Origin of the sequence: Frankia sp. R43 (assembly GCF_001306465.1) — a bacterium.
In the GTDB taxonomy this organism is placed as follows: Bacteria; Actinomycetota; Actinomycetes; order Frankiales; family Frankiaceae; genus Parafrankia; species Parafrankia irregularis.
This window is the reverse complement of the sequence record NZ_LFCW01000001.1, coordinates 1370204-1392195: the sequence shown is the minus strand read 5'-3', so window position 1 is coordinate 1392195 and position 21992 is coordinate 1370204. Positions and strand designations below refer to the sequence as shown.

16 protein-coding genes are annotated in these 21992 nt (G+C 71.4%); 10 read left to right on the top strand and 6 right to left on the bottom strand.

All coding sequences use genetic code 11. From position 1 onward, the window contains the following. The first annotated feature begins 66 nt into the window (after positions 1–66). Positions 67–1722: a ribonuclease Y gene (rny, locus tag ACG83_RS05225; protein WP_235497666.1), complete on the top strand. Its 1656-nt coding sequence runs from the start codon at positions 67–69 to the stop codon at positions 1720–1722. 22 nt (positions 1723–1744) lie between these two features. On the opposite strand, the gene ACG83_RS05220 is transcribed toward rny, so the two are convergent. The 4 genes from ACG83_RS05220 to ACG83_RS05205 all read right to left on the bottom strand — a co-directional run bounded on the left by ACG83_RS05220 (position 1745) and on the right by ACG83_RS05205 (position 5638). Next, positions 1745–2614 carry an amino acid ABC transporter permease gene (locus ACG83_RS05220; protein WP_054564949.1) on the bottom strand — a complete coding sequence of 290 codons (870 nt, stop codon included), beginning with the start codon at positions 2612–2614 and terminating at the stop codon, positions 1745–1747. Next, a complete protein-coding gene (locus ACG83_RS05215; RefSeq protein ID WP_083473025.1) occupies positions 2611–3252 on the bottom strand; it encodes an amino acid ABC transporter permease in 642 nt (213 codons plus the stop codon). The genes ACG83_RS05220 and ACG83_RS05215 overlap by 4 nt, the downstream gene beginning before the upstream one ends. Before the next feature lie 189 nt (positions 3253–3441). Further along, the gene (locus ACG83_RS05210) at positions 3442–4410 is read right to left on the bottom strand and encodes a glutamate ABC transporter substrate-binding protein (RefSeq protein ID WP_054564947.1); all 969 of its coding nucleotides are present in this window, start codon (positions 4408–4410) and stop codon (positions 3442–3444) included. 493 nt (positions 4411–4903) lie between these two features. Beyond that, positions 4904–5638 (bottom strand): amino acid ABC transporter ATP-binding protein, encoded by a 735-nt coding sequence (locus ACG83_RS05205; protein WP_054564946.1) that lies wholly within the window; start codon positions 5636–5638, stop codon positions 4904–4906. Between the two features lie 592 nt (positions 5639–6230). Here ACG83_RS05205 and miaB point away from each other — a divergent pair. The 6 genes from miaB to hflX all read left to right on the top strand — a co-directional run bounded on the left by miaB (position 6231) and on the right by hflX (position 13258). Further along, positions 6231–7730 carry a tRNA (N6-isopentenyl adenosine(37)-C2)-methylthiotransferase MiaB gene (gene miaB, locus ACG83_RS05200; protein WP_235497664.1) on the top strand — a complete coding sequence of 500 codons (1500 nt, stop codon included), beginning with the start codon at positions 6231–6233 and terminating at the stop codon, positions 7728–7730. Then, positions 7727–8521, top strand: a complete 795-nt coding sequence (locus ACG83_RS05195) for a hypothetical protein (RefSeq protein WP_054564944.1) — start codon at positions 7727–7729, stop codon at positions 8519–8521. Before miaB ends, ACG83_RS05195 begins: the two co-directional genes overlap by 4 nt. Continuing rightward, on the top strand, positions 8518–9417 hold the full coding sequence (gene miaA, locus ACG83_RS05190) for a tRNA (adenosine(37)-N6)-dimethylallyltransferase MiaA (protein WP_054565436.1): 900 nt from the start codon (positions 8518–8520) through the stop codon (positions 9415–9417). Before ACG83_RS05195 ends, miaA begins: the two co-directional genes overlap by 4 nt. A 53-nt stretch (positions 9418–9470) precedes the next feature. Then, complete coding sequence (locus tag ACG83_RS05185) at positions 9471–10628, top strand: EAL domain-containing protein (RefSeq protein WP_054564943.1); 1158 nt, start codon at positions 9471–9473, stop codon at positions 10626–10628. Beyond that, positions 10625–11560, top strand: coding sequence for a diaminopimelate epimerase (dapF, locus tag ACG83_RS05180; RefSeq protein WP_054564942.1), 936 nt, complete (start codon positions 10625–10627; stop codon positions 11558–11560). Before ACG83_RS05185 ends, dapF begins: the two co-directional genes overlap by 4 nt. A 189-nt stretch (positions 11561–11749) precedes the next feature. Beyond that, positions 11750–13258: a GTPase HflX gene (gene hflX / locus ACG83_RS05175; protein ID WP_054564941.1), complete on the top strand. Its 1509-nt coding sequence runs from the start codon at positions 11750–11752 to the stop codon at positions 13256–13258. A gap of 157 nt (positions 13259–13415) precedes the next feature. Here the strand turns inward: hflX and lexA are convergent, their stop codons facing one another. Next, positions 13416–14165: a transcriptional repressor LexA gene (gene lexA / locus ACG83_RS05170; protein ID WP_054564940.1), complete on the bottom strand. Its 750-nt coding sequence runs from the start codon at positions 14163–14165 to the stop codon at positions 13416–13418. A 1102-nt stretch (positions 14166–15267) separates the two neighbouring features. Between lexA and ACG83_RS05165 the strand changes: the two genes are divergently transcribed. The 3 genes from ACG83_RS05165 to ACG83_RS05155 all read left to right on the top strand — a co-directional run bounded on the left by ACG83_RS05165 (position 15268) and on the right by ACG83_RS05155 (position 19895). Continuing rightward, on the top strand, positions 15268–15519 hold the full coding sequence (locus ACG83_RS05165; protein WP_076826725.1) for a LysM peptidoglycan-binding domain-containing protein: 252 nt from the start codon (positions 15268–15270) through the stop codon (positions 15517–15519). 301 nt (positions 15520–15820) lie between these two features. Beyond that, entirely contained in the window at positions 15821–16402 is a 582-nt protein-coding gene (gene nrdR, locus ACG83_RS05160; RefSeq protein WP_054564939.1) for a transcriptional regulator NrdR, read from the top strand. A gap of 481 nt (positions 16403–16883) precedes the next feature. Continuing rightward, positions 16884–19895 (top strand): vitamin B12-dependent ribonucleotide reductase, encoded by a 3012-nt coding sequence (locus ACG83_RS05155; RefSeq protein WP_054564938.1) that lies wholly within the window; start codon positions 16884–16886, stop codon positions 19893–19895. Between the two features lie 207 nt (positions 19896–20102). Here ACG83_RS05155 and ACG83_RS05150 read toward each other — a convergent pair whose 3' ends face one another. Next, a complete protein-coding gene (locus ACG83_RS05150) occupies positions 20103–21800 on the bottom strand; it encodes an amylo-alpha-1,6-glucosidase (protein WP_235497662.1) in 1698 nt (565 codons plus the stop codon). Positions 21801–21992 lie beyond the last annotated feature (192 nt).

The window sequence follows — 21992 nt, the reverse complement described above, 5'->3', positions numbered from 1 at the left end:
GGCGAGGAACGGGCCGCGATGGTAGGGGCTGCCCAGGCAGAGGCACCTCGGGTGGAGTCGGCCCAGGTGGAGACGGCACTGGCGGAGGCAGCCCGAAACGATCTGGCCACCCTGTCCGCGAAGCTGGTCGACCTGCGGCGGCAGGCCCGCGACGCCGAGGACGACGCCGACCGCATCCGGCGGCGCGCCGAGCAGGACGTCGCCGAGCAGATCGCGCGAGTGGATCGTGACGTCGCGCAGATCCGTCGGCATGCCGAGGAGGCAGCGGAGGCGATCCGGGCGCGGGCCACGGAGGACGCCGAGCTGCGTGCTTCGAAGGCCCGGACGGAGGCGCTCGAGGCGATCCGGGTGCAGCGCGAACAGCTGCGCGCCGAGCTGGAGGAGGACCTGCGCTCCCAACGGGCGGAGCTGCGTGGCTGGGACAGCAGGGTGGCGCAGCGCGAGCAGCGGCTGGCGGACCAGGCCACCGCCGTCGAGGACCGGGCTCGGCGGCTGGAGACCCGGGAGGAGGAGCTCGCCGCCCGGGAGGTGGAGCTGGGTGGCCGCGGTGCCGAGCTGACCGACCTGGAGACCCGCCTGCGTCAGGAGCTCGAACGTGCCGCCGGCCTGACCTCCGCCGAAGCCCGCACCGAACTGGTCAAGGTGGTTGAGGACCAGGCGCGCCTCGACGCCGCGGTTCGGGTACGGGAGATCGAGGCCCGGGCGGAGGAGGAGGCGGAGGATCGCGCCCGCCGGATCGTGACCCTCGCCATCCAGCGGGTGGCCTCCGAGCAGACCGCCGAGTCGGTCGTGTCGGTGCTGCACCTGCCGAGTGACGAGATGAAGGGCCGCATCATCGGGCGGGAGGGGCGCAACATCCGGGCGTTCGAATCCGTCACCGGCGTCAATGTGCTTATCGATGACACTCCCGAGGCGGTGCTGCTGAGCTGTTTCGATCCGGTGCGCCGGGAGACGGCGCGTATCACCCTGGCGGCCCTGGTGTCGGACGGGCGTATCCATCCGCACCGCATCGAGGAGGAATACGCCCGCGCCGAGCGGGAGGTGATGGCGAAATGCGTCCGGGCCGGGGAGGACGCACTGATCGATGTCGGTATCGCCGAGATGCATCCGGAACTGATCACCCTGCTCGGGCGCCTGCGGTATCGAACCAGCTACGGGCAGAACGTCCTGGCGCATCTCGTCGAATGCGCGCATCTTGCGGGAATCATGGCCGCCGAGCTGCGGCTGCCACCGGCCATCGCGAAGCGCGGCACACTGCTGCACGACCTCGGCAAGGCACTGACGCATGAGGTGGAAGGCTCGCACGCGCTGGTCGGCGCGGAGATCGCCCGGCGTTACGGTGAGCATGAGGACGTCGTGCACGCGATCGAGGCGCATCACAACGAGGTCGAGCCGCGTTCCATCGGCGCGGTGCTGACCCAGGCCGCGGACCAGATCTCCGGGGGGCGTCCCGGGGCGCGCCGCGACAGCCTGGAGTCCTACGTCAGGCGGCTGGAGCGGATCGAGCAGATCGCCGGGGAACGGCCCGGCGTCGAGAAGGTCTTCGCCATGCAGGCCGGCCGCGAGGTGCGGGTCATGGTTGTCCCGGAGGTCGTCGACGACGATGCCGCGCACCTGCTCGCCCGCGACGTCGCCAAGCAGATCGAGTCCGAGCTGACCTACCCGGGCCAGATCCGGGTCACCGTTGTCCGTGAGACCCGCGCCATCGGCCTGGCCCGCTGACCCCAGGGTCGCCGACGCGCGCTCAGGCGGCCGCGTCGACGCCCGTGCCGGCGCCCGTGCCGGTGGCCGCTGCTCCGGTCGAGCCGCCCGCGCGGACGGACTGGCGACGCTCCAGCCAGCGTGCCGTCAGGGACAGGCTGCCGTTCACGACGATGTAGATGACGGCCAGCGTCGTGTAGATGGGCAGTGCGTACCGCCCGCCGAGGTACTCCACCGCGGTGCGCCCCTGCCGCAGCAGCTCGGTATAGCCGATGACGAAACCGAGCGAGGTGTCCTTGAGCAGGGTCACCAGCTGGCTCACCAGCGTGGGCGACATCCGGCGGACCGCCTGCGGAAACTGGATCAGGGTGAAGATCTGCGTGCCACGCATCCCGAGCGCCGCCGCGGCCTCCGTCTGGCCCCGGTCGATGGACAGGACGCCGGCGCGGAAGATCTCGCTGAGCACCGCGCCGTTGTAGGCCGTGAGGCCGAGGACCAGCGCCCAGAAGGCCGAGAGGTTCACGCCGAGCGCGGGCAGGCCCAGATAGGCGAAGAAGATCAGCATGAGCAGTGGCAGGCCGCGCAGCGTCTCGACGAGCACGGCAGCCGGCCGGTGGACATCGGGGCGGGGCGACAGCCGGGCGAAGGCGAGGGCCACTCCCAGCGCGACGGCGAACACCATGCCGGTCGCCGCGGCGCGCAGCGTGTCGAGCAGCCCTTCCCACAGCAGGGTGCGCAGGTCGGGCTCATCGATGAGGACCCGCCAGACGTCGGGGTCGAGCCGCCCGTTGTCCGCCAGCCGGCGTACGGCGAGCACGGCGAGTGCCGCCAGCACCGCCACGGCCAGCACGCTCGCGACGAGGATGCGCCGCCGGCCACGCGGACCTGGCGGGTCCGCCAGTTGGAGGCTCACCGTGGCTCCCCTCTCAGCCGGCGCTCGACAACACCGACCGCGCCCGCCAGCGACAGCGTCAGCACCAGATAGCAGACGATCCCGGCGAGCAGGATGGCGATGACGTCGCCGGGGTTGGCCGTCGCCAGCCCCTGGCTGACGCCGGTCAGCTCCTGCACGCTGAAGGCCGCCGCGATGGACGAGTTGCGGATGAGCGCGCTGCCCACGCTGCCCAGGGGCTGGATGACGTTACGGAAGGCCTGCGGCAGGATCACCAGCCGCAGGCTCTGCGAGAAGGTCAGGCCTAGGGCGCGCGCGGCCTCGGCCTGACCGACTTCCACTCCGTTCACACCGGCCCGGACCGCTTCACAGACGAAGGCCGTGTGGTAGATCGTCAGCGCCATCACCGCGAAGGCGAAGAAGCTGAAGACGATGTCGACCTGCGGAAGTACGAAGACCACGAAGAAGAACACGATGGTCAGCGGCGTGTTGCGAACCGTCTCCACATAGGCCGTTCCCGCCCAGCGCAGCGGCGGGACCGGGCTCACCCGCATGGTCGCGAGGACGCTGCCGAGCAGCAGCGCCCCGACGGCGGAGAACAGGCTCAGCCCGAGGGTCCTGACGAAGCCGTCGCGGAAGACGTGCAGGTTGTCGAGCACCGCGTCGATGGGAGACCACCCGTCGTGGAATCGGCCGTTCCGGCTGGCACCGGCCGGTCTCGGCTACGCCGGCCACCTCGGCTGTCCGGGCCGCGGCGGCCGGCGAAGGATCAGACCGGCGAAGGTTCAGATGTGCGTAGCGATCAGGCGTGCGTAGGTAGTGCGTAGGTAGTCAGACGTGCGTACCTGTCAGGAGGTGTAGTTGTCGACCGCCGGGGGCTTCGGCATGTTCGGCTCGACCTTGCCGAGGGTGGACTCGTAGGCCTTCTCGTACCGGCCGTCGGCGTAGGCGGCGGTCAAGGTCTCGTTGATGAAGGTGCGGAACTCGTCGTCACCCTTGGCGATGCCGATCCCGTACGGCTCGGTGCTGAACGGCTTGCCGACCAGCTTGAAGGTGCCCGGGTCGGAGTCCATCAGCCCGAGCAGGATCGCGTTGTCGGTGGTGACGGCGTCGACCTGGCCGTTCTTCAGGGCCTCGGCGCACTTGCTGTACACGTCGAACAGGACGAGCTTGGCCTGCGGCGCCTCGGTGCGGATCCGCTCGGCCGGGGTCGAGCCGCTGACCGAGCAGACGTTCTTGCCGGCCAGGCTGTCCTTCCCGGTGATGGCGGACTCGCCGGCCCGCACCATCAGGGTCTGGCCGGCCACGTAGTACGGGCCGGCGAAGTCCACGACCTGCTTGCGCTTGTCGTTGATGGTGTACGTGGCGACCACCATGTCGACCTTGTGCTGCTGGATGAACGGCTCGCGGTTGACCGAGACCGTCTCGACGAACTTGACCTTGTCCGCCGGGATGCCGAGCGCGTTGGTGATGATCTTCGCGATCTCGACGTCGAAGCCCTCGGGCACGCCGCGGAGGTTCTTCAGTCCGAACAGCGGCTGGTCGAACTTGGTGCCGACGGTGATGGTTCCGCCCGCCTGCAGCTTGGCCATGGTGCTGCCGGCGGGGAAGGTCGTGGCGGGTGCGGCCGCGGGCTCGACCTCGGCTTCGTCGTCGCTGCCGCAGGCGCCCAGCGCGAACACCGCGAGCAGTGCGGTGCTGAGCAGCAGTGCCGTGCCGCGCGCCGTCCGGCGCCTGGGTTCACGGTGGCCGGCGGCCGCCGCCCGCGAGGTCGGGTGAGCCGATCGCTGTCTGGTCCGGGTGAGCGACATGCGCATGAGTAATCCCCTGGAGAAGGTTGGCGTCGGAATTCAGGTATCGGTTTCGGCGAACCTCGTTCGCGGGCCGGACGGCGCCCGGCCCGACAACACTAGCCAGCGCGCCGCCGATGACTCCGCATCGGTGACGAGGCAACAGTGACCAGGCACCGGGAAGGACGTCTCCACCGGCGAGGGTCTTCGCCGGTGGAGTAGCTCGCCGAGGGCGAACCAGGTGACTGGTTGTGGTCCGATCAAATTTTGCGTGGACGCCCGCGGAGCGGCCAGGTCAGCGGTGTGTTCGAAGGTCCTTTTCCATCCCACGGTCCATGATCCTGGAAGTCTCGAGTCGAGTCCGGGGATGGAAACGGCTCAATGAGCATTCTCCATCGTCGACTCGGCCGCGTCCCTCTCCCCGGCCACGCGCCGTGAGACGGAAAAGGTTCAATGAGCCTTTTCCATCGTCGGCTCGGACCTCGCCCCTCCTGGTCACGTGTCGTGAGAGGGAAAAGGTTCAATGGGTAAGAACCTTGGCCAGGAAGTCCGCGGCTCGTTCGCTGCCGGGCGCGGCGAAGAACTCCCCGGGGGGCGCGATCTCCAGGATCTGCCCGTCGGCCATGAAGGCGACGCGGTCGGCCGCCGAGCGGGCGAAGCCCATCTCGTGGGTGACCACGATCATCGTCATCCCGGACGCCGCCAGCGACCGCATGACGTCGAGGACCTCCTGGATCATCTCCGGGTCGAGGGCGGAGGTCGGCTCGTCGAAGAGCATCAGCTTCGGTTCCATCGCGAGGGCTCGCGCGATCGCGGCGCGCTGCTGCTGGCCGCCGGAGAGCTGGCGGGGAAGGCGGTCCGCCTTGTCGGCGATGCCGACCCGCTCCAGCAGCGCGCGGGCCGCCCGCTCGGCGTCCGCCCGCCCGACGCCCAGCACCTTGCGCGGCCCAAGGGTGATGTTGTCCAGCACGGTGCGATGCGCGAACAGATTGAAGGACTGGAAGACCATGCCCACCTGGGCACGCATTCGCGCCAGCTCGCGGCCCTCCGCCGGCAGCGGGCGGCCGTCGAAGGTGATACGGCCCTCGTCGATGGTCTCCAGGCGGTTGACACACCTGCAGAGCGTGGATTTACCGGAGCCTGACGGGCCGATCACACACACGACCTCGCCACTCCGGACGGCCAGGTTGATGTCGCGCAGCACCCGGTTCCGGCCGAAGGACTTTCCCACGCCCTCCATGGTCACCAATGCCATGACATACCCCCGACACCTGGTTCTCGGCGGGCGGGCGTGGATGCGGACGCTGACGTGGTACCACCCGAAACCTGACGGCGAACGTGCCGACGAGATCGGTGGCGCCCACCCGGAACGGCTTCCGGCTGCGGTGTCATGCTCGCGAGCATTTATGGATGTTACGTCCCAGGCATTCGTAACGGTGCCGGCCGGTGCAGTTCTGCCGATCAGGCAACGGGGTTTACCTGCCATCCCGACGGGTAGCAAATCGTCCGGCCAGAGCGGAGGCTCGCCGCCGGCCGGGGTGCCAGGGGAGACCGGCGTCCGCGTGGGCCAGGGCCGGCCACCCCAGCGGTAGCCCGGGCGACCTGGATCGTCCGGGCGTTGTGACCCGACGTGGTGACCCGACATCGTGCCCATCTGCTGCCCGACGTGGTGACCCGACATCGTGGCCATCTGCTGCCCGACGTGGTGACCCGACGTCGTGGTCCTGCATCGGAGGACGGGCACGGACCATCGCCTGCGATCGGCGCGTCGAACGGCGACCGCGGGCGGGCCGTACGCTGGTCGGGTGAGCGGGCGTAGCTATCAGGTCCGGACGTTCGGCTGTCAGATGAACGTGCACGACTCCGAACGGCTTGCCGGCCTCCTGGAGTCGGCCGGTTATGTGCCGGCGGCACAGGGAGCCGACGCCGACGTCGTCGTGTTCAACACCTGTGCGGTCCGTGAGAACGCCGACAACCGGCTGTATGGAAACCTCGGTCATCTGTACCCGACCAAGAAGAACAATCCCGGGATGCAGATCGCCGTCGGCGGGTGCCTCGCCCAGAAGGACCGCTCGGTGATCATCGACCGCGCGCCCTGGGTCGACGTCGTCTTCGGCACCCACAACCTGCACCGGCTGCCCGTCCTGCTGGAACGGGCCCGGCACAACGCGGCGGCCCAGGTGGAGATCGCCGAGGCGCTGGAGGTCTTCCCCAGCAGCCTGCCGGCCCGGCGGGCGAGCCACCACTCGGCCTGGGTGAGCATCAGTGTGGGCTGCGACAACACCTGCACGTTCTGCATCGTCCCGAGCCTGCGCGGCGGTGAGCGCGACCGGCGCCCCGGTGACGTGCTCGCGGAGGTCGAGGCGCTGGTGGCCGACGGCGCGCTCGAGATCACCCTGCTCGGCCAGAACGTGAACTCCTACGGGCGGTCACTCGGCGACCCGGGGGCCTTCGCGAGGCTGCTGCGCGCCTGCGGCAACATCGAGGGCCTGGAGCGGGTGCGCTTCACCTCGCCGCATCCCCGCGACTTCACCGACGACGTCATCGAGGCGATGGCGCAGACCCCGAACGTGTGCCCACAGCTGCACATGCCGCTGCAGTCCGGGTCCGACGCGGTACTTCGGCGGATGCGGCGCAGCTACCGTCGCGAGCGCTTTCTGGGAATCGTCGAGCGGGTGCGCGAGGCCATTCCCCGCGCGGCGATCACGACCGACATCATCGTGGGCTTCCCCGGCGAGACCGAGGAGGACTTCGCCGACACCCTCGACGTCGTCCGTGCTGCTCGTTTCGCCGGGGCGTTCACCTTCAAGTACTCGCCCCGGCCGGGTACACCGGCCGCCGAGATGGACGGCGCCGTCGACCCCGCTGTCGTCTCCGAGCGCTACGAGCGGCTCGCGAGCCTGCAGGACGAGATGTCCTGGGCGGAGAACCGCGCGCAGGTCGGGCGCAGGGTCGAGATCCTCGTCTCCGAGGGTGAGGGCCGGAAGGACTCGGAGACCGGCCGGCTCTCCGGCCGGGCGCGAGACGGCCGGCTCGTCCATCTACTGGTGACCGGTCCGCACGCCCAGGACGGTGTCGTGCGCCCGGGCGACGTGATCGAGGCCGTGGTGACCAGGGGTGCCCCGCACCACCTGACCGCCGACGGGCCGCTGCACAGCCACCGGCGGACCACCGCCGGCGATGCCTGGGAGGCCGCCAGATCGCGCGGCTCCGAAGCCGGCTCCGAAGCCGGCTCCGAGGCTGGCCCGGAGGTTCTGTCGCCGGCCGGCTCGATGTCCGCCGGCTCAGGGCAGCCCGCCGTCTCGCTGGGGATGCCGACCCTGCGTACCGGGCCTGCCGCGCGGTGACGCTGCTCGCCGCGGCCGTCTGCCCGCACCCGCCGCTGCTCGTCCCGCAGGTCGCCGGCCGGGACCCGATCGACGTCCGGGATCATGCCCTGGCGGCGGTGCGCCGGCTGTGCGCGCTGGAGCCGGATCGGATCGTGCTGGTCGGAGACGACGCGACGGAGGCCGTCTACGACGAGATGTCCGTCGGCTCGCTCGCCGGCTTCGGCGTCGATCTGATCTTTCCGCTCGCCCGGGCGGCCACGGCGAAGACCACGGCCACGGCCCCTGCGACAATCGCAGGCGTGGGCGTGGGCGCCGACTCGAGGCGGCGTCTGCCGCTCTCGCTGACGATCGGCGCCTGGCTGCTGGGTGAGGCGGGCTGGGCGGGGCCCTGTGCGGCCCGCGGCGTGCCCGCCACGACGACTCCGGCCGCGGCGGCCGAGCTGGGGGCCGGCCTCGTCGACGCCGCGGCGGCGGACGGATCGCGGCTCGCACTTCTGATCATGGGAGATGCCAGCGCCCGCCGCACGGTCAAGGCGCCCGGCAGCCTCGACCCGCGCGCCGACGCCCACGACGCGTCGGTCGCCGCGGCGCTCGCGGCGCTCGACGTCGACGCCCTGCTCGCCCTCGACCCCGAGCTGTCCAGGGATCTCCTCGCACCTGGCCGGGCGTCCTGGCAGGTCCTCGCGGGCGCCCTGCGTCGCGCGACGCCGACGGATCCCGCGCGGTCCTGGCGCAGTGAGGTCCGCTACGACGACGCACCGTTCGGAGTCGGCTACCTTGTCGTCGGGTGGGAGCGCAGCGGTCGATGAACGAACGCCGTGGCCCCGTCGTCGCGGTGGTGGGCCCGACCGGCGTGGGGAAGAGCGACTGGGCCGTCGAGATCGCCCTGGAGCTCGGCGGGGAGATCGTCAACGCCGACTCGATGCAGCTCTACCGGGGAATGGACATCGGCACGGCCAAGATTCCGGTCGAGGAGCGCCGCGGGATCCCGCACCACCTGCTCGACGTGTGGGACGTGAGCCGGACGGCGGACGTCGCCAGCTACCAGCATGACGCACGGGCCGTCATCGACGGCCTGCTCACGGCGGGCCGGCTTCCCGTCCTCGTCGGCGGCTCGGGCCTGTACGTGCGAGCGGTACTGGATGACCTGGCCTTTCCCGGGACGGATCCGGCGGTGCGCGCGCGGCTCGAACAGGAGCTGGCCGAGGTCGGCCCGGGGCCCCTGCACGCCCGCCTCGCGGTACTGGCCCCCGACGCGGCGGAGGTGATCCTGCCCAGCAACGGGCGGCGCATCGTCCGGGCGCTGGAGGTCGTCGAGCTGACCGGCACCTTCGTGGCCACCCTGCCAGAACACAGCTCGATCTACGACGTGGTCCAGGTGGGTCTCGATCGGCCTGATCTCGACGAGCGGATCGAACGCCGCGTCGAGCTGATGTGGCGCGCCGGGCTGGTCGAGGAGGTCGAAGAGCTGGCCGCACAGGGCCTGCGGGATGGCCGCACGGCCTCGCGGGCGCTGGGCTACGCGCAGGTCCTGGCCGCGCTCGACGGGGCAGTGGGCTCCATGGCCGAGGCCAAGGCGGCCACGACCATCGCCACCAGGCGTTTCGCCAGGCGGCAACGGTCGTGGTTCCGGCGAGACCGGCGGATATCCTGGTTCGACTCTCCGGATCTCGCCGAGGTGCGACGTCTGGTCGGCGCGCTCTGACGGGTGGTCGGCCTCCTGCCGAGGCGTCTGGAACACGGCGTCTGGAGTCTGACGTGACCGCGCTCGACATCGGCCTGGTGCCCGCGCTGTACGCCTCGTTCGACGACGGCACGCTGCGCCTGCACTACCAGCCCGACGTCGACCTGCGCAGCGGCTCCGTGCCCGGCATGCGGGCGTACCCCCGCTGGGCGCATCCCGAGCTGGGCCTGCTGGGCCCGGCGGACTTCATGCCGGTCGCGGCGGCCGCGGGGCTGGTCGGCCAGGTCCACCAGTGGGTGCTGCGGATGGCGGTCACCGAGGCGCGCACCTGGCATCGCATGGCGGCGGGCACCGGGGTCCGCCCGCCCCGGCTGTGGGTGCGGGTCGACAGCGCCCAGCTCGGCCGGCCGGACTTCTTCGACGAGATCGAGCGGCTGGTCCTCGGGCGGTCGCTGCCACCCGGGGCGATCGGCCTGCAGTTCACCGAGAACACGCTGGCCTTCGCGCCGCCGGGCCTGCCCCACCTGCTCGGGCGGCTGCGTGCGCTGGGTGTCGCGGTCGGTGTCGACTCGTTCGGTACCTGGTCCGCGTCGGTGGCGACGCTCGACAAGCTGCCGCTGGACCTCGTGCGGATCGATGGGCGCTTCCTGCGGGCGACGATCCGCGACCTGGAGGGTCAGGCGGTTTTCGCGTCCATGCTCCAGATCGCGCACCGCCGCCGCATGGTCGTGGTCGCCGAGGACGTCGACACCGCGGCGCTGGCGGCCGCCGTGGGGCGGACGGAGTGCGACCGGGTCTGCGGCCCGCTGTTCTGTCCGCCCGTTCCGGTCGAGGACGCCCGGATGATCGCGCTAGGCCGGGGTCGGCCGGACCGTTGGTACAAGCCGTGGACGGACTCCTGGGAGGGCGTCGGCACCCGTCGCCCGACCGGCGAGCCGTCGAATCCTTCGAGCTCGGCCAGCTCCGCCGACCCGGCAGGCTCTGGCAGCTCGGTCTACTCCGGCAGCTCGGCCGGCTTCGGCAGCTCAGCCAGCTCCGGCAACGCTGCGAACAGGGCGGGCCCGGGGAGCGGTCATGCGGGCGCGGCGGGTCGTGCGGGCCGGCGGACGCCCGCGGGCCCGCCGCCCGCGGCACCGCCACGCGACCCGGCGAGGGCGTGCCAGGACTCGCAGAACGGACGTCCTGGCAGTTCCGGACGTGGCGACCGCTCTCGGGCGGCCACGGCCGGATGAGGCGCCCGGCGCCGTACGATCGCCGCGTGCGGTACGTCAAGGGACACGGGACAGGCAACGACTTCGTCATCCTTCCGGATGCTGACGGTGATCTCGACCTGTCGGCACAGCTGGTGCGCGCGATCTGCCACCGCGGAACAGGGGTCGGTGCCGACGGGGTGCTGCGGGTGGTCCTCGTCGCCGCGGAGCCCGCGGCGGCGGCCTACCTTGGCGCCGCCCGCTGGTTCATGGACTACCGCAACGCCGACGGCTCCATCGCCGAGATGTGCGGCAACGGAGTCCGGGTCTTCGCGCGGTATCTGGTGGACGCCGGCTACGAGATGCCCGGCAGCCTCGTGATCGCCACCCGGGCGGGCCTGCGCTCCGTCGAGGTGCCGCCGGCCGGTGACGTGAGCGTGGACATGGGGCCGCCGGCTTTCGCCGCGGGCACCGTGCCGGTCACCGTGGTCGGCCGCGAGTTCGCCGCGGTGGGTGTTTCGATGGGCAACCCGCACGCGGTCTGCTTCGCCGACGACCTGGGGCCGTCCGAGCTGGCGCGCCTGGACCTGGGTGCTCCCGTCTTCCCGGCCGAGGCCTTCCCCGACGGTGTGAACGTCGAGGTCGTCGTGCCGAGTGTGGATGGCGTCGCGATGCGGGTCTTCGAACGCGGCGTCGGCGAGACGGCCTCCTGCGGCACCGGCGCCTGCGCGGTGGCGGTCGCGTGGGCGGCGCGGGTGGGCGGTACGCCGCCGTCCGAGGTGCTGGTCGATCTTCCCGGCGGGCGCCTGACCGTTGACTGGCGGGAGACGACCGTCATTCTGCGCGGTCCCGCCGTTCTTGTGTCTGACGGTGTCCTTCGTCCCGAATGGATCCGCCAGGCCGCCGAGGTCGCCTCCGGTACTGCCGCTGCGGGTGCGCAGGCACTGGTTCCCGCCGGGACCGGCCGGAGCTGACCGACAGGGCCGTTCCTACCGGGCGCCGGGCCGATAAACGGCTCGCGATCGCGGCAGCGGCGTGTCACCCTGGGGCTGCGGAGGTTCCGCTGCGCCGGGGCACCGAGCCCGGGTACAGCGGCACCGGCCCGCTCCCGAACGGGGCGGGCGGAATTCGACGGTCACCGTGCCGCGTTGAGAACGGATGGTATGAGTCTTCCCGCTGACGCCGCCATGGCGTCCACCCGGTACCCGAACCCGAACCTGAGCCCGAGCTTCGACGGCGACGACGGGGGCGTGGTCCTCCTCGGTGACGGCGAGGGGTTCTCCTTCTTCGACGAACAGGGCGACGGGTTCGACCTGGAGGAGCGTGGCGCGCTGCGCCGCATCCCGGGTCTCACCACCGAGCTCGAGGACGTCACCGAGGTCGAGTACCGCCAGCTCCGACTGGAGCGGGTGGTGCTGATCGGGGTGTGGACCTCCGGGACCCTCCTGGAGGCCGAGGCGTCGATGACGGAGCTCGCGGCCCTGGCCACCACCGCGGGCTCGATGGTGCTGGACGCGCTCGTGCAGCGCCGCGACCGGCCGGACACGGCGACCTTCGTCGGCTCCGGCAAGGCCCGAGAGCTCGCGGACGTCGTCGCGTCGACCGGTGCGGACACGGTGATCTGCGACGGCGAGCTGACCCCTGGGCAGCTGCGCCAGCTCGAAGAGGTCGTCAAGGTCAAGGTGATCGACCGGACGGCGCTCATTCTGGACATCTTCGCCCAGCATGCGACGTCCCGGGAGGGCAAGGCCCAGGTGGAGCTGGCCCAGCTCCAGTACATGCTCCCGCGGCTGCGTGGCTGGGGTGAGTCGATGTCCCGGGCCGCCGCGAGCAGTGGTGGCCGGGCGCCCATCGGTACCCGCGGCCCTGGTGAGACGAAGATCGAGACCGATCGGCGGCGGCTGCGCACACGGATGGCCAAGCTGCGGCGCGAGCTGGCCGCGATGGCCACCGTCCGGGAGACGAAGCGCTCCTCGCGGCGGCGGGGTGCCGTGCCGGCGGTCGCGATCGCCGGGTACACCAACGCCGGGAAGTCCTCGCTGCTCAACCGTCTGACCGGAGCCGGTGTGCTCGTCGAGGACGCCCTGTTCGCGACCCTCGACCCGACCGTGCGGCGAGCGACCCTGCCCGACGGGCGGGTGTTCACCCTGGCCGACACCGTCGGTTTCGTCCGGCATCTGCCGCACCAGATCGTCGAGGCGTTCCGGTCGACGTTGGAGGAGGTCGTGGACGCGGATCTCGTCCTGCACGTCGTCGACGGTTCGGCGCCGGACCCGATGGGGCAGATCACGGCGGTCCGTGAGGTGCTCGCCGAGATCGACGCGGCCGGGGTTCCCGAGCTCGTGGTCGTCAACAAGGTCGACGCGGTCGATCCGACGACGTTGGCAGTGCTGCGCAAGGCGGTTCCGGACGCCATCTTCGTCTCGGCTCGGTCCGGAACGGGCCTGGCGGAGCTGATCGACGCCCTCTCGGAGCGGATACCGCACCCGGAGATCGAGATGTCGCTGCTGGTGCCCTACACCCGTGGTGATCTCGTCTCCCGGATCCACCGCGACGGCGAGGTGCTGAGCGTCGAGCACACCGGCGCGGGCACGGCGGTGGCGGCCCGGGTGCCGGTGAGCCTTGCCGCCGAGCTGGAGCCCTTCAGGGTCGCTGGAGCCCTTCGGAGCTGACCGCTTCGAAACTGACCGCTTCGGAGCTGACCCCGCTTCGGAGCTGACCGAGCCGGCGGGAAGCCGAGCCAGGGGCCGCCGCCTGGCTCGGCATGGCGGCTGGCTCGATGGCCGGCTCTTCCCCAGGGGGTCAGCGCCCCCTGGGGTCGCGTTCGGGTCAGACCCGGCGCATCACGGCGACGATCCGGCCGAGGATGGTCGCGTCTTCGGCCGGGATGTCGGAGAACGCGGGGTTCTCCGGCGCCAGCCACACCCGGCCGTCGCGCTGGCGGAAGCGCTTGACCGTCGCCTCGCCGTCGATCATGGCCGCGACGATCTCGCCGTTGTCGGCGACCGGCTGCTGGCGGACGACGACGTAGTCACCGTCGCAGATCGCGGCATTGATCATCGACTGCCCGACCACCTTGAGCAGGAACAGCGTGCCCTCACCGACGATCTCCCGCGGGAGCGGGTAGACGTCCTCGACGGCCTGCTCCGCGAGGATCGGCCCGCCGGCCGCGATTCGCCCGATGAGGGGCACGTAGGTCGGGGTGCCGCCCTCGGCCGCGACGGCACCACCCACCTCCGCCGGCGTGGCGCCGGCGGAGCGCAGCCGGGCGCCCGCCTTCTGGCCGCCGATCGGCAGTACTTCCATGGCCCGCGGCCGGTTCGGGTCGCGCCGCAGGAAGCCCTTCTCCTGGAGCACCTTGAGTTGGTGCGCGACGCTGCTGGTGCTGGTCAGGCCGACAGCCTCGCCGATCTCGCGGACGCTCGGCGGATAGCCGCGCTGCTCCACCGCGGCGCGGATGACCTCGAGAATCCCCTTCTGTCGTTGCGTGAGGCCTGAGGCGTCCGCGGGGCTGTCGGGAAGATCCCGGACATTGCCGCGGGCGTCGCCTCGGCGGGTACCCCGTGCCTGGCTGGTCATCGCCTACCGCTCTCCCTGTCGATGCATCCGGCGGCGGGGCTTCGCCCGCTACCGGCTTCTCCGCGACCGGGGGCTCGGCGGTTCCGCAGCCGGCGGGCCACCCGGTCGATCTACCACTTTGTCCTATTAGTAGCTTCTGACCGGTTCGGGTGGATTTTCCGTGCTCGCTTCTTCTCGCACGATCGTCCACAACTGATCGTCCTTGACGGTAGTCGGCCGGTCGCCGAATCTCAAACGTCTGTTCGAGCGTGTCGGGGGAAGTGTGCGTGGCGACCGTGTAAGAATCGCTCAGGTGTTCGAGCGAGCGGATGCTCGCGCCTGGGAGGTTGACATGGCCGACCCCGATCTGGCCGACCCCGATCCGGCCAACGCTGATCCGGCCGACCCTGATCTTTCCCGCGCCGGTCTGGCTGATGCCGACGTGACCGACGTTGCCATTGTCGATATCGCCATTGTCGATGTTGCTGCGGCCGATCGTGACCTTCGGCCGGCCGCTGGCGACGTTGGCCTGGCTGCCGGCGATGTTGACATCGCGGATGGCGACAGGGCGCTCGGCGGGGGAGCCGGTCCCAAGTGTCGGGTGTTCCGCGTCGGCGCGGCGCGGCGGTCCGCGGCCGTCGGAGGAGGTGCGCCGGCGGCGGGCGGCCGTGGTGGTCGCGCGCGTCCGCGTCCTCGTGCTCGCCGTGGTGCGGCGGTCAGCGGGGTCGTGGTGCGCGGCCAGGCGGTGCGGGGCAGGGCCGTGCGTGGCGGTGATCGGCGGCCGGCGCATCGCTCGGCCCCTTCTCGTTGTCTCGGCAGTGGTCCTTCGCCTGCGGCGGGCCCGTGCGGCGCACAGTCGTCCTCGGCGGCGGTCGAGTGCGTCGAGGCCCAGGTCATCGAGATGCCCGGGCTGGAATGGCGTGCCCGCGCCGTCGGGTACGCGTTGCCGCCGCCCGGCGACCAGAGGCTACGGACGAGAGCACGGCGCCGGTGGCCGAGTCTGCGGCGCAGCTCGTCCCCGAGCTCGCGAGCCCTGTCCCCGGGCGCGCAACGGCCCCGCCCGGGCTCGCGACGCCGCCCGCGGCAACAGCCGCCGCTGAGGCTGACCCGGCGGGGCAGGCTCGTGTTCGCGGCGCTCGCGTGCCTGTCCGGCGCGCTGGTGCTCTCGCTGGCGTTGGTCACCGCGTCGCAGGCGTTCACGGCCACCCCGGTGGACTGTCAGGCCCACGTGGTGCGCCAGGGCGAGACGCTCTGGGAGGTGGCACGCGGGATCGACCCCGAGGCCGACACCCGTGCGGTTGTTCGTCGGCTCATGTCCCTGAACGATCTGCCCACCGCGGATCTCGTTCCCGGCCAGCCGCTCTGCCTGCCCTGACGGTGGCCCGCCCGACGGCCGGCCGCCGGGCGGGACCGGCTGCCGATCAAGTGGTGGCGGCCCCGCGGCAGCGACACGCCGGAGGAGGAGGGGCGGTGTCGGACCTGTCGGGTGCGTGCGCTACGGTGAACACAACATCTTGTAGTTACAGCACCGTAAGTCATCCACAGGTTGTGCATCGATATCCACAGGTTGTCAGTTGGCCACCCCCGGAGGGTGGTCGGCCGGTGGCATGTGGGCACCTGCTGGGGCGTGCTCCGCGTGTGGCAGCCAGGCCGCCCGGAGCGGAGAGGAGTGTGCCGTGCGCTGTCCCTTCTGCCGCCATTCCGACAGCCGTGTCGTTGACAGCAGGGAGGCCGAGGAAGGCGCCGCGATCCGGCGGCGCAGAGCCTGCTCGGAGTGTGGGCGCCGGTTCACGACGATGGAGGAAGCTTCGTTGCGGGTGCGCAAGCGTAGCGGTGCCACCGAGCCGTTCAGCCGCGCCAAGGTGATCGTGGGCGTGCGCAAGGCCTGCCAGGGGCGCCCGGTCCGGTCGGACGATCTCGCCCTGCTGGCCGAGCGGGTCGAGGAGACGGTGCGTTCCTCCGGCTCCGCGGAGGTGGCTGCCGAGGACGTCGGCCGGGCGATACTCGGCCCGCTCCGGGAGCTGGACGAGGTCGCCTACCTTCGGTTCGCCTCGGTCTATCTGGCCTTCGAGTCGCTCGCCGACTTCGAGGTGGCGATCGCGGCGCTTCGTGCCGACGCGGGGCAGAGCTCCGAAGCCGGTGGCACCCCGCTGGCGGAGTCGTCCCGGGCCGCCGGCCCGGAGCTGGGCGCCGCCGGGCTCACCCGCGGGCCGCACCTCGCCGCCGCGCCGGGCCTGCGCGCGGCCGCCGGCCCCTGAGCCGCCGCCGGCCCCTGAGCCAGGGCCGGGTGCGGCCTCGGCCAGGCCAGGCCGGGTGTGGGGCGGCCCAGGAAATCGGGGCATCCCCGGCACCGGGCGTATCACTGACAACCGCACCGGCAACCGCACCGCTCTTAACCACCGCGGACTGACCACCGCGACTGACCACAGCATCGTGATCGCGCCCTGACCGCCGCGCCACGTCGCTCCACCACCGCCACGAACCACCGCATTCGGCGGTCGCCTGCGCCACCACAGCCGTCACCGCATCGCGCACCGACGGCGTGGTCGCCTGCGCTGCCACAGATCCCAAAGCACGTCGGACCGATCAGCAACGAGGCTGATCCGGTCATTTCGGCGTGCCATCCAACGGCGGGGCCACCTGCCCGGCGAGCGCCGAGCCCGCTGTGGACCGGGCTCATCGGGCAGGTAACCCCGGCCGCCATTGTTGAACCTGTCGAAAGCGAACACGAGGAGTGCCATGACCGAGACCCGCGGCAAGGGCAGCAGATCGGCCGCGAAGGTGGCTGGCCTGAAGATCCGGCGGGTTCGAACCACGCCCGGCGTCCACCCCTACGACGAGGTGGAGTGGGAGACCCGGGACGTCGTCATGACGAACTGGCGTGACGGTTCAGTCAACTTCGAGCAGCGCGGGGTGGAGTTCCCGGCCGCCTGGTCGGTGAACGCCTCCAACATCGTTGCCAGCAAGTACTTCCGCGGCGCGCTCGGCTCGGCCGAGCGCGAGTCGTCGCTGCGCCAGCTCATCGACCGGGTCGTGCACCGCTACACAGTGGCCGGCCGCGAGAACGGCTACTTCGCCTCCGAGGACGACGCCGAGGCCTTCGAGCACGAGCTCACCTGGATGCTGCTGCACCAGGTGTTCAGCTTCAACTCCCCGGTCTGGTTCAACGTCGGGACCTCGGCGCCCCAACAGGTCTCGGCCTGCTTCATCCTCGCCGTCGACGACACCATGGAGTCGATTCTCAACTGGTACCGGGAGGAGGGGCTGATCTTCAAGGGCGGGTCCGGTGCCGGCCTGAACCTCTCCCGGATCCGGTCGTCGAAGGAACTGCTCTCCTCCGGCGGAACGGCGTCCGGCCCGGTCAGCTTCATGCGTGGCGCCGACGCCTCGGCAGGCACCATCAAGTCGGGCGGCGCGACCCGCCGTGCCGCGAAGATGGTCGTGCTCGACGTCGACCACCCCGACATCGTCGAGTTCGTGGAGACGAAGGCACGGGAGGAAGACAAGATCCGTGCCCTGCGTGACGCCGGGTTCGACATGGATCTCGGCGGCCGTGACATCGCCTCGGTGCAGTACCAGAACGCCAACAACTCGGTCCGGGTGAACGACGAGTTCATGCGGGCCGTCGTCGACGGGACGTCCTTCGACCTGCGTGCCCGGCTGGACAACCGGGTGATCGAGTCGGTGGACGCCAAGGGGCTGTTCACCACGATCGCCCAGGCGGCCTGGGAATGCGCCGACCCGGGCATCCAGTACGACGGGACGATCAACGACTGGCACACCTGCCCGGAGTCCGGGCGGATCTCCGCGTCGAACCCGTGCTCGGAGTACGTCCACCTGGACAACTCCAGCTGCAACCTGGCGTCGCTGAACCTGATGAAGTTCCTGCGGCCGGATCGCACCTTCGACGCCGAGGCGTTCGTCGCGTCGGTCGAGCTGATCATCACCGCGATGGACATCTCGATCTGCTTCGCGGACTTCCCGACCCCCGAGATCACCACGGTGACCCGGGCCTACCGCCAGCTCGGCATCGGCTACGCCAACCTGGGCGCGCTGCTCATGGCGAGCGCCCGGGCCTACGACTCCGAGGGCGGGCGCTCGCTCGCCGCGGCGATCACCTCGCTGATGACGGCGACGGCCTACCGCCGCTCGGCGGAGCTCGCCGGAACCGTCGGGGCGTACGACGGCTTCGCCCGCAACGCCGACGCGCACCGCCGCGTCGTGCGCAAGCACGCGGCGGCGAACGACGCGGTCCGCACCGTCCACGCCGAGGACGCCCGGCTGATCGCGGCCGCCTCGAAGGAGTGGGAGCGGGCGCTGTCGGTGGGGGAGAAGAGCGGATGGCGTAACGCGCAGGTCAGCCTGCTCGCCCCGACCGGGACCATCGGGCTGGCGATGGACTGCGACACCACCGGGATCGAGCCCGACCTGGCCCTGGTGAAGATGAAGAAGCTGGTCGGCGGCGCCAGCATGAAGATCGTGAACCAGACGGTGCCGGCGGCGCTGCGGGCGCTGGGCTACCCGGAGGAGACGACCGAGGCGATCGTCGAGTTCATCGCCGAGCACGGCCATGTCGTCGACGCCCCCGGCCTGCGTCCGGAGCACTACGAGGTCTTCGACTGCGCGATCGGTGACCGCGCGATCAGCCCGATGGGGCATGTCCGGATGATGGCGGCGGTCCAGCCGTTCCTGTCCGGTGCGATCTCCAAGACGGTGAACATGCCGTCCACTGCCACGGTCGCCGACGTCGAGGAGATCTACCTCGAAGGCTGGCGGCTCGGGCTCAAGGCGCTGGCGATCTACCGGGACAACTGCAAGGTCGGCCAGCCGCTGACCGATGTGAAGGGCGCGAAGCGGGACGCCGAGGCGGCCGCCGCCGCAGCCGGCACCGCCGACGCCGCGCTCGCGGGTGCCGCGGCCACCACCGGGGTCACCGCGGCCGGGCTCCCGCAGTGGCCCGCCGGCCCCGGGGAACACCGCCCGGTCCGGCGGCGGCTGCCCAAGAAGCGCCCGTCGCAGACCGTCTCGTTCACCGTCGGCGGCGCCGAGGGCTACATGACCGCCGGGTCGTACCCGGATGACGGCCTCGGCGAGGTCTTCATCAAGATGTCGAAGCAGGGCTCGACGCTCGCCGGCGTGATGGACGCCTTCTCCATCGCGATCTCCATCGCGCTGCAGTACGGCGTGCCGCTGGAGGCGTACGTCAGCAAGTTCATCAACATGCGCTTCGACCCCGCCGGCATGACCGACGACCCGGACGTGCGCATCGCCCAGTCGATCATGGACTACCTGTTCCGCCGGCTGGCGCTGGACTACCTGACCGAGGAACAGCGCGAGGAGCTCGGCATCCTCTCCGCCTCCGAGCGGACCAGGAAGCTGTCCGAGCAGTCCGGTGGCCCGGCAGCCGGCCCGGCGGAACCCGAGGTCGACATCGAGGCGCTTCGGACGTCCGCGCCGGTGGAGGGTGACGCAACGGCCGCCACCGGTGTCGGCACCGGTGGCGGTGGCGCCGATCGCGCCGCACGCAACGGGGTGGCCCCGTCGGCCGGAGTGGGCGGCCTCACCGGCCCGGCCGCGGGTGCAGGTCCGGAGCTGGTGGCGCGTGAGCTCCGCGTGGCCATGCCGGGCGGCTCGCTCACCGCGCAGACCGCCGTCGACGCCCCGCTGTGCTTCACCTGCGGGGTGAACATGCGCCCGGCCGGCAGCTGCTACGTCTGCGAGCAGTGCGGCTCCACCAGCGGCTGCAGCTGACACCGAGCGCTGGTGCGGCAGAGCACCGGCGCGGCAGGGCGGGGGTGGCGAGCGAGTCCGCCTCGCTGCCCCCACCCTGCCCGAGACCTCAGATCCGTCCCGAAGGTTTTGGCGAGTGGCGCTGCCGCGAGCTCTCAACTACGAATCCGTCGGGCCTCCGGCCACGGAATCCGCGGCACTTCTGGCACGGATTCCGCGGGCTTCCTGTCACGGATTCGTCGTGCTGTCCGTGCTGGTCAGGGCCACCTGTGGGTGGGTGGCGAGAATGTCGATGAGCAGGGCCGACGTCCAGGAGAAGCGGTTGCTGCCGGCGCCGGAGCCGTCCAGCGGCGAGTAGTACTCGAACATCGATCCGGACGCGCGGATCACCTCGACGGTGTTCGCGCGGATCGCGTCGGCGGCCTCCCGGCGGCCGTAGCGGTCGAGCCCGTCGGCGATCAGCCAGTTCATGTTGACCCAGACGGGGCCCTGCCAGTAGCAGCGGGGCAGGAAGGCCGGGTCGTCGGTCGGGACGCTGGCGATGCCGTACTTCGCCCAGTACCGCGGCGACAGGAGGGTCTTGACCAGGCCGTCGACCTGGTCGTCCGGGACGACGCCGGCGTAGAGCGGCAGGAAGCTCGCGATGGTGGGGTGGTGCAGGAGCTCGCCGGTGCGGAAGTCCCGGCTGAAGTAGAGACCGTCCGACCACAGTTCACCCATGGCCGCGCGGCTGCGCCGCATCGACCGGGAGAGCCAGCGGGGGATGGGGATGCCCGCCTCGTCGGCGATCGTCACGAGGTGCTCGTTCGCGCGGATCAGGATCGCGTTGAAGGCGACGTCCTGAACCAGCGGGACGAAGGTGTCCCGGATGGTGCGGAAGTCGTAGCGGCTGCGGCGCAGCTCGCGGACGATCCGGTACAGCGTGAACAGGTCAGCGGAGGTCAGCCGCTCGTCCGGCGGCACCTCCTTGGAGTCGCGGCGCAGCGCGTCGAGCGCGTCGTCGCCGTTGATCCGGCGCAGCGCCCGCACGGTGCGCGGGGCGACCGGCTTGGTCATCTCCATCCAGGTCGGGGTGTTGTCCATGCCCGACTCCCAGGAGTGGACCAGCGCGACCAGCCCGCTGTCGTCGGGGTCGCGCTCGCGGTAGAGCCACTCGTGGAACCGGATCAGCCCGGGTGCCAGGCGCCGGTAGAAGTCGACCCGCTCGTCGCGGGTCATGGCCTCCCCGACCCGGACGGCCGCCTCGGCGATCATCGGTGGCTGGGTGACCCCGGTCGACTGGACCCCGCCCGCGGTGGTGCACACACGGTCGCAGCGCCAGCGCTGCGGGCCCGCATGGTAGTAGTCGGTCGTCTCCGCGAAGATCACGTGCGGGATCATGCCGCCCGGCCACTGGCCCCGCAGCAGGGAGAGCAGCTCGGCCGCGGCCCGGGCGGGGTCGAGGTGGCGCAGCCCGATGGCGATGAAGCAGCTGTCCCACAGCCACTGGTGTGGGTAGAGAGTCGGCGACGGACGGGTGATGTCGCCGAGGTCGTTCGCGCGCAGGACGCCGACGGCCGTCTCGCGCAACGCGGCGAGGTCGGCCGGCAGCGGAATCTCGCCGGCTGGCGACGGCACGGGTGGTGCCGGCGGCGTGGCGGGCGCTGACGGTGCCGCGGGCACCGTTGTGCCGGCGGGGGACCCGGCGGCCTCGACAGTGGTGGGCATCACATCGACCGGGTCGGCCGGGCCGGCGGGGCGGGGGACGTCGACAGCGGGCACGGCACCGCTGCCGGCGGGGTCCGCCAGTGGCCGGTTGGGGCCTGCCGATCCCACCGTGGGGTGGTCGGCGGCACGGCCGGTCGGCGTCTCCGGCGGCGCCGCGGCAGGGGAGGCGCCACGCGCGGAGGCCGGCGTGATCGGGCTGGACGAGGACTGCGCGGGCATCGGGGAAACCGACATCGTGAGAGAGTAGCGGTTACACCCCGTGCTCGTCTGGTGGGGGTCCCCGGCGCGGCCAGGGGTGGTGGAAGAAGGTTGCGCGGGGGCTACCGGAGCGTTGCATCGGGCGCGTCGTTCGCCGATGAATCAGCAAAAACGCCAGGTTCGGGGCTCCTGTGGTGGGTGTGGGGTGGCGTG

Excerpts from the sequence above, each read along its gene's own strand:
- miaB (WP_235497664.1), top strand. The coding sequence starts at position 6,231 with ATGAACGTGCACGACTCCGAACGGCTTGCCGGCCTCCTGGAGTCGGCC.
- ACG83_RS05150 (WP_235497662.1), bottom strand. The coding sequence starts at position 21,800 with ATGCCCGCGCAGTCCTCGTCCAGCCCGATCACGCCGGCCTCCGCGCGT.
- ACG83_RS05205 (WP_054564946.1), bottom strand. The coding sequence starts at position 5,638 with ATGGCATTGGTGACCATGGAGGGCGTGGGAAAGTCCTTCGGCCGGAAC.
- ACG83_RS05155 (WP_054564938.1), top strand. The coding sequence starts at position 16,884 with ATGACCGAGACCCGCGGCAAGGGCAGCAGATCGGCCGCGAAGGTGGCT.
- dapF (WP_054564942.1), top strand. The coding sequence starts at position 10,625 with ATGAGGCGCCCGGCGCCGTACGATCGCCGCGTGCGGTACGTCAAGGGA.
- hflX (WP_054564941.1), top strand. The coding sequence starts at position 11,750 with ATGAGTCTTCCCGCTGACGCCGCCATGGCGTCCACCCGGTACCCGAAC.
- ACG83_RS05210 (WP_054564947.1), bottom strand. The coding sequence starts at position 4,410 with ATGCGCATGTCGCTCACCCGGACCAGACAGCGATCGGCTCACCCGACC.
- lexA (WP_054564940.1), bottom strand. The coding sequence starts at position 14,165 with ATGACCAGCCAGGCACGGGGTACCCGCCGAGGCGACGCCCGCGGCAAT.
- miaA (WP_054565436.1), top strand. The coding sequence starts at position 8,518 with ATGAACGAACGCCGTGGCCCCGTCGTCGCGGTGGTGGGCCCGACCGGC.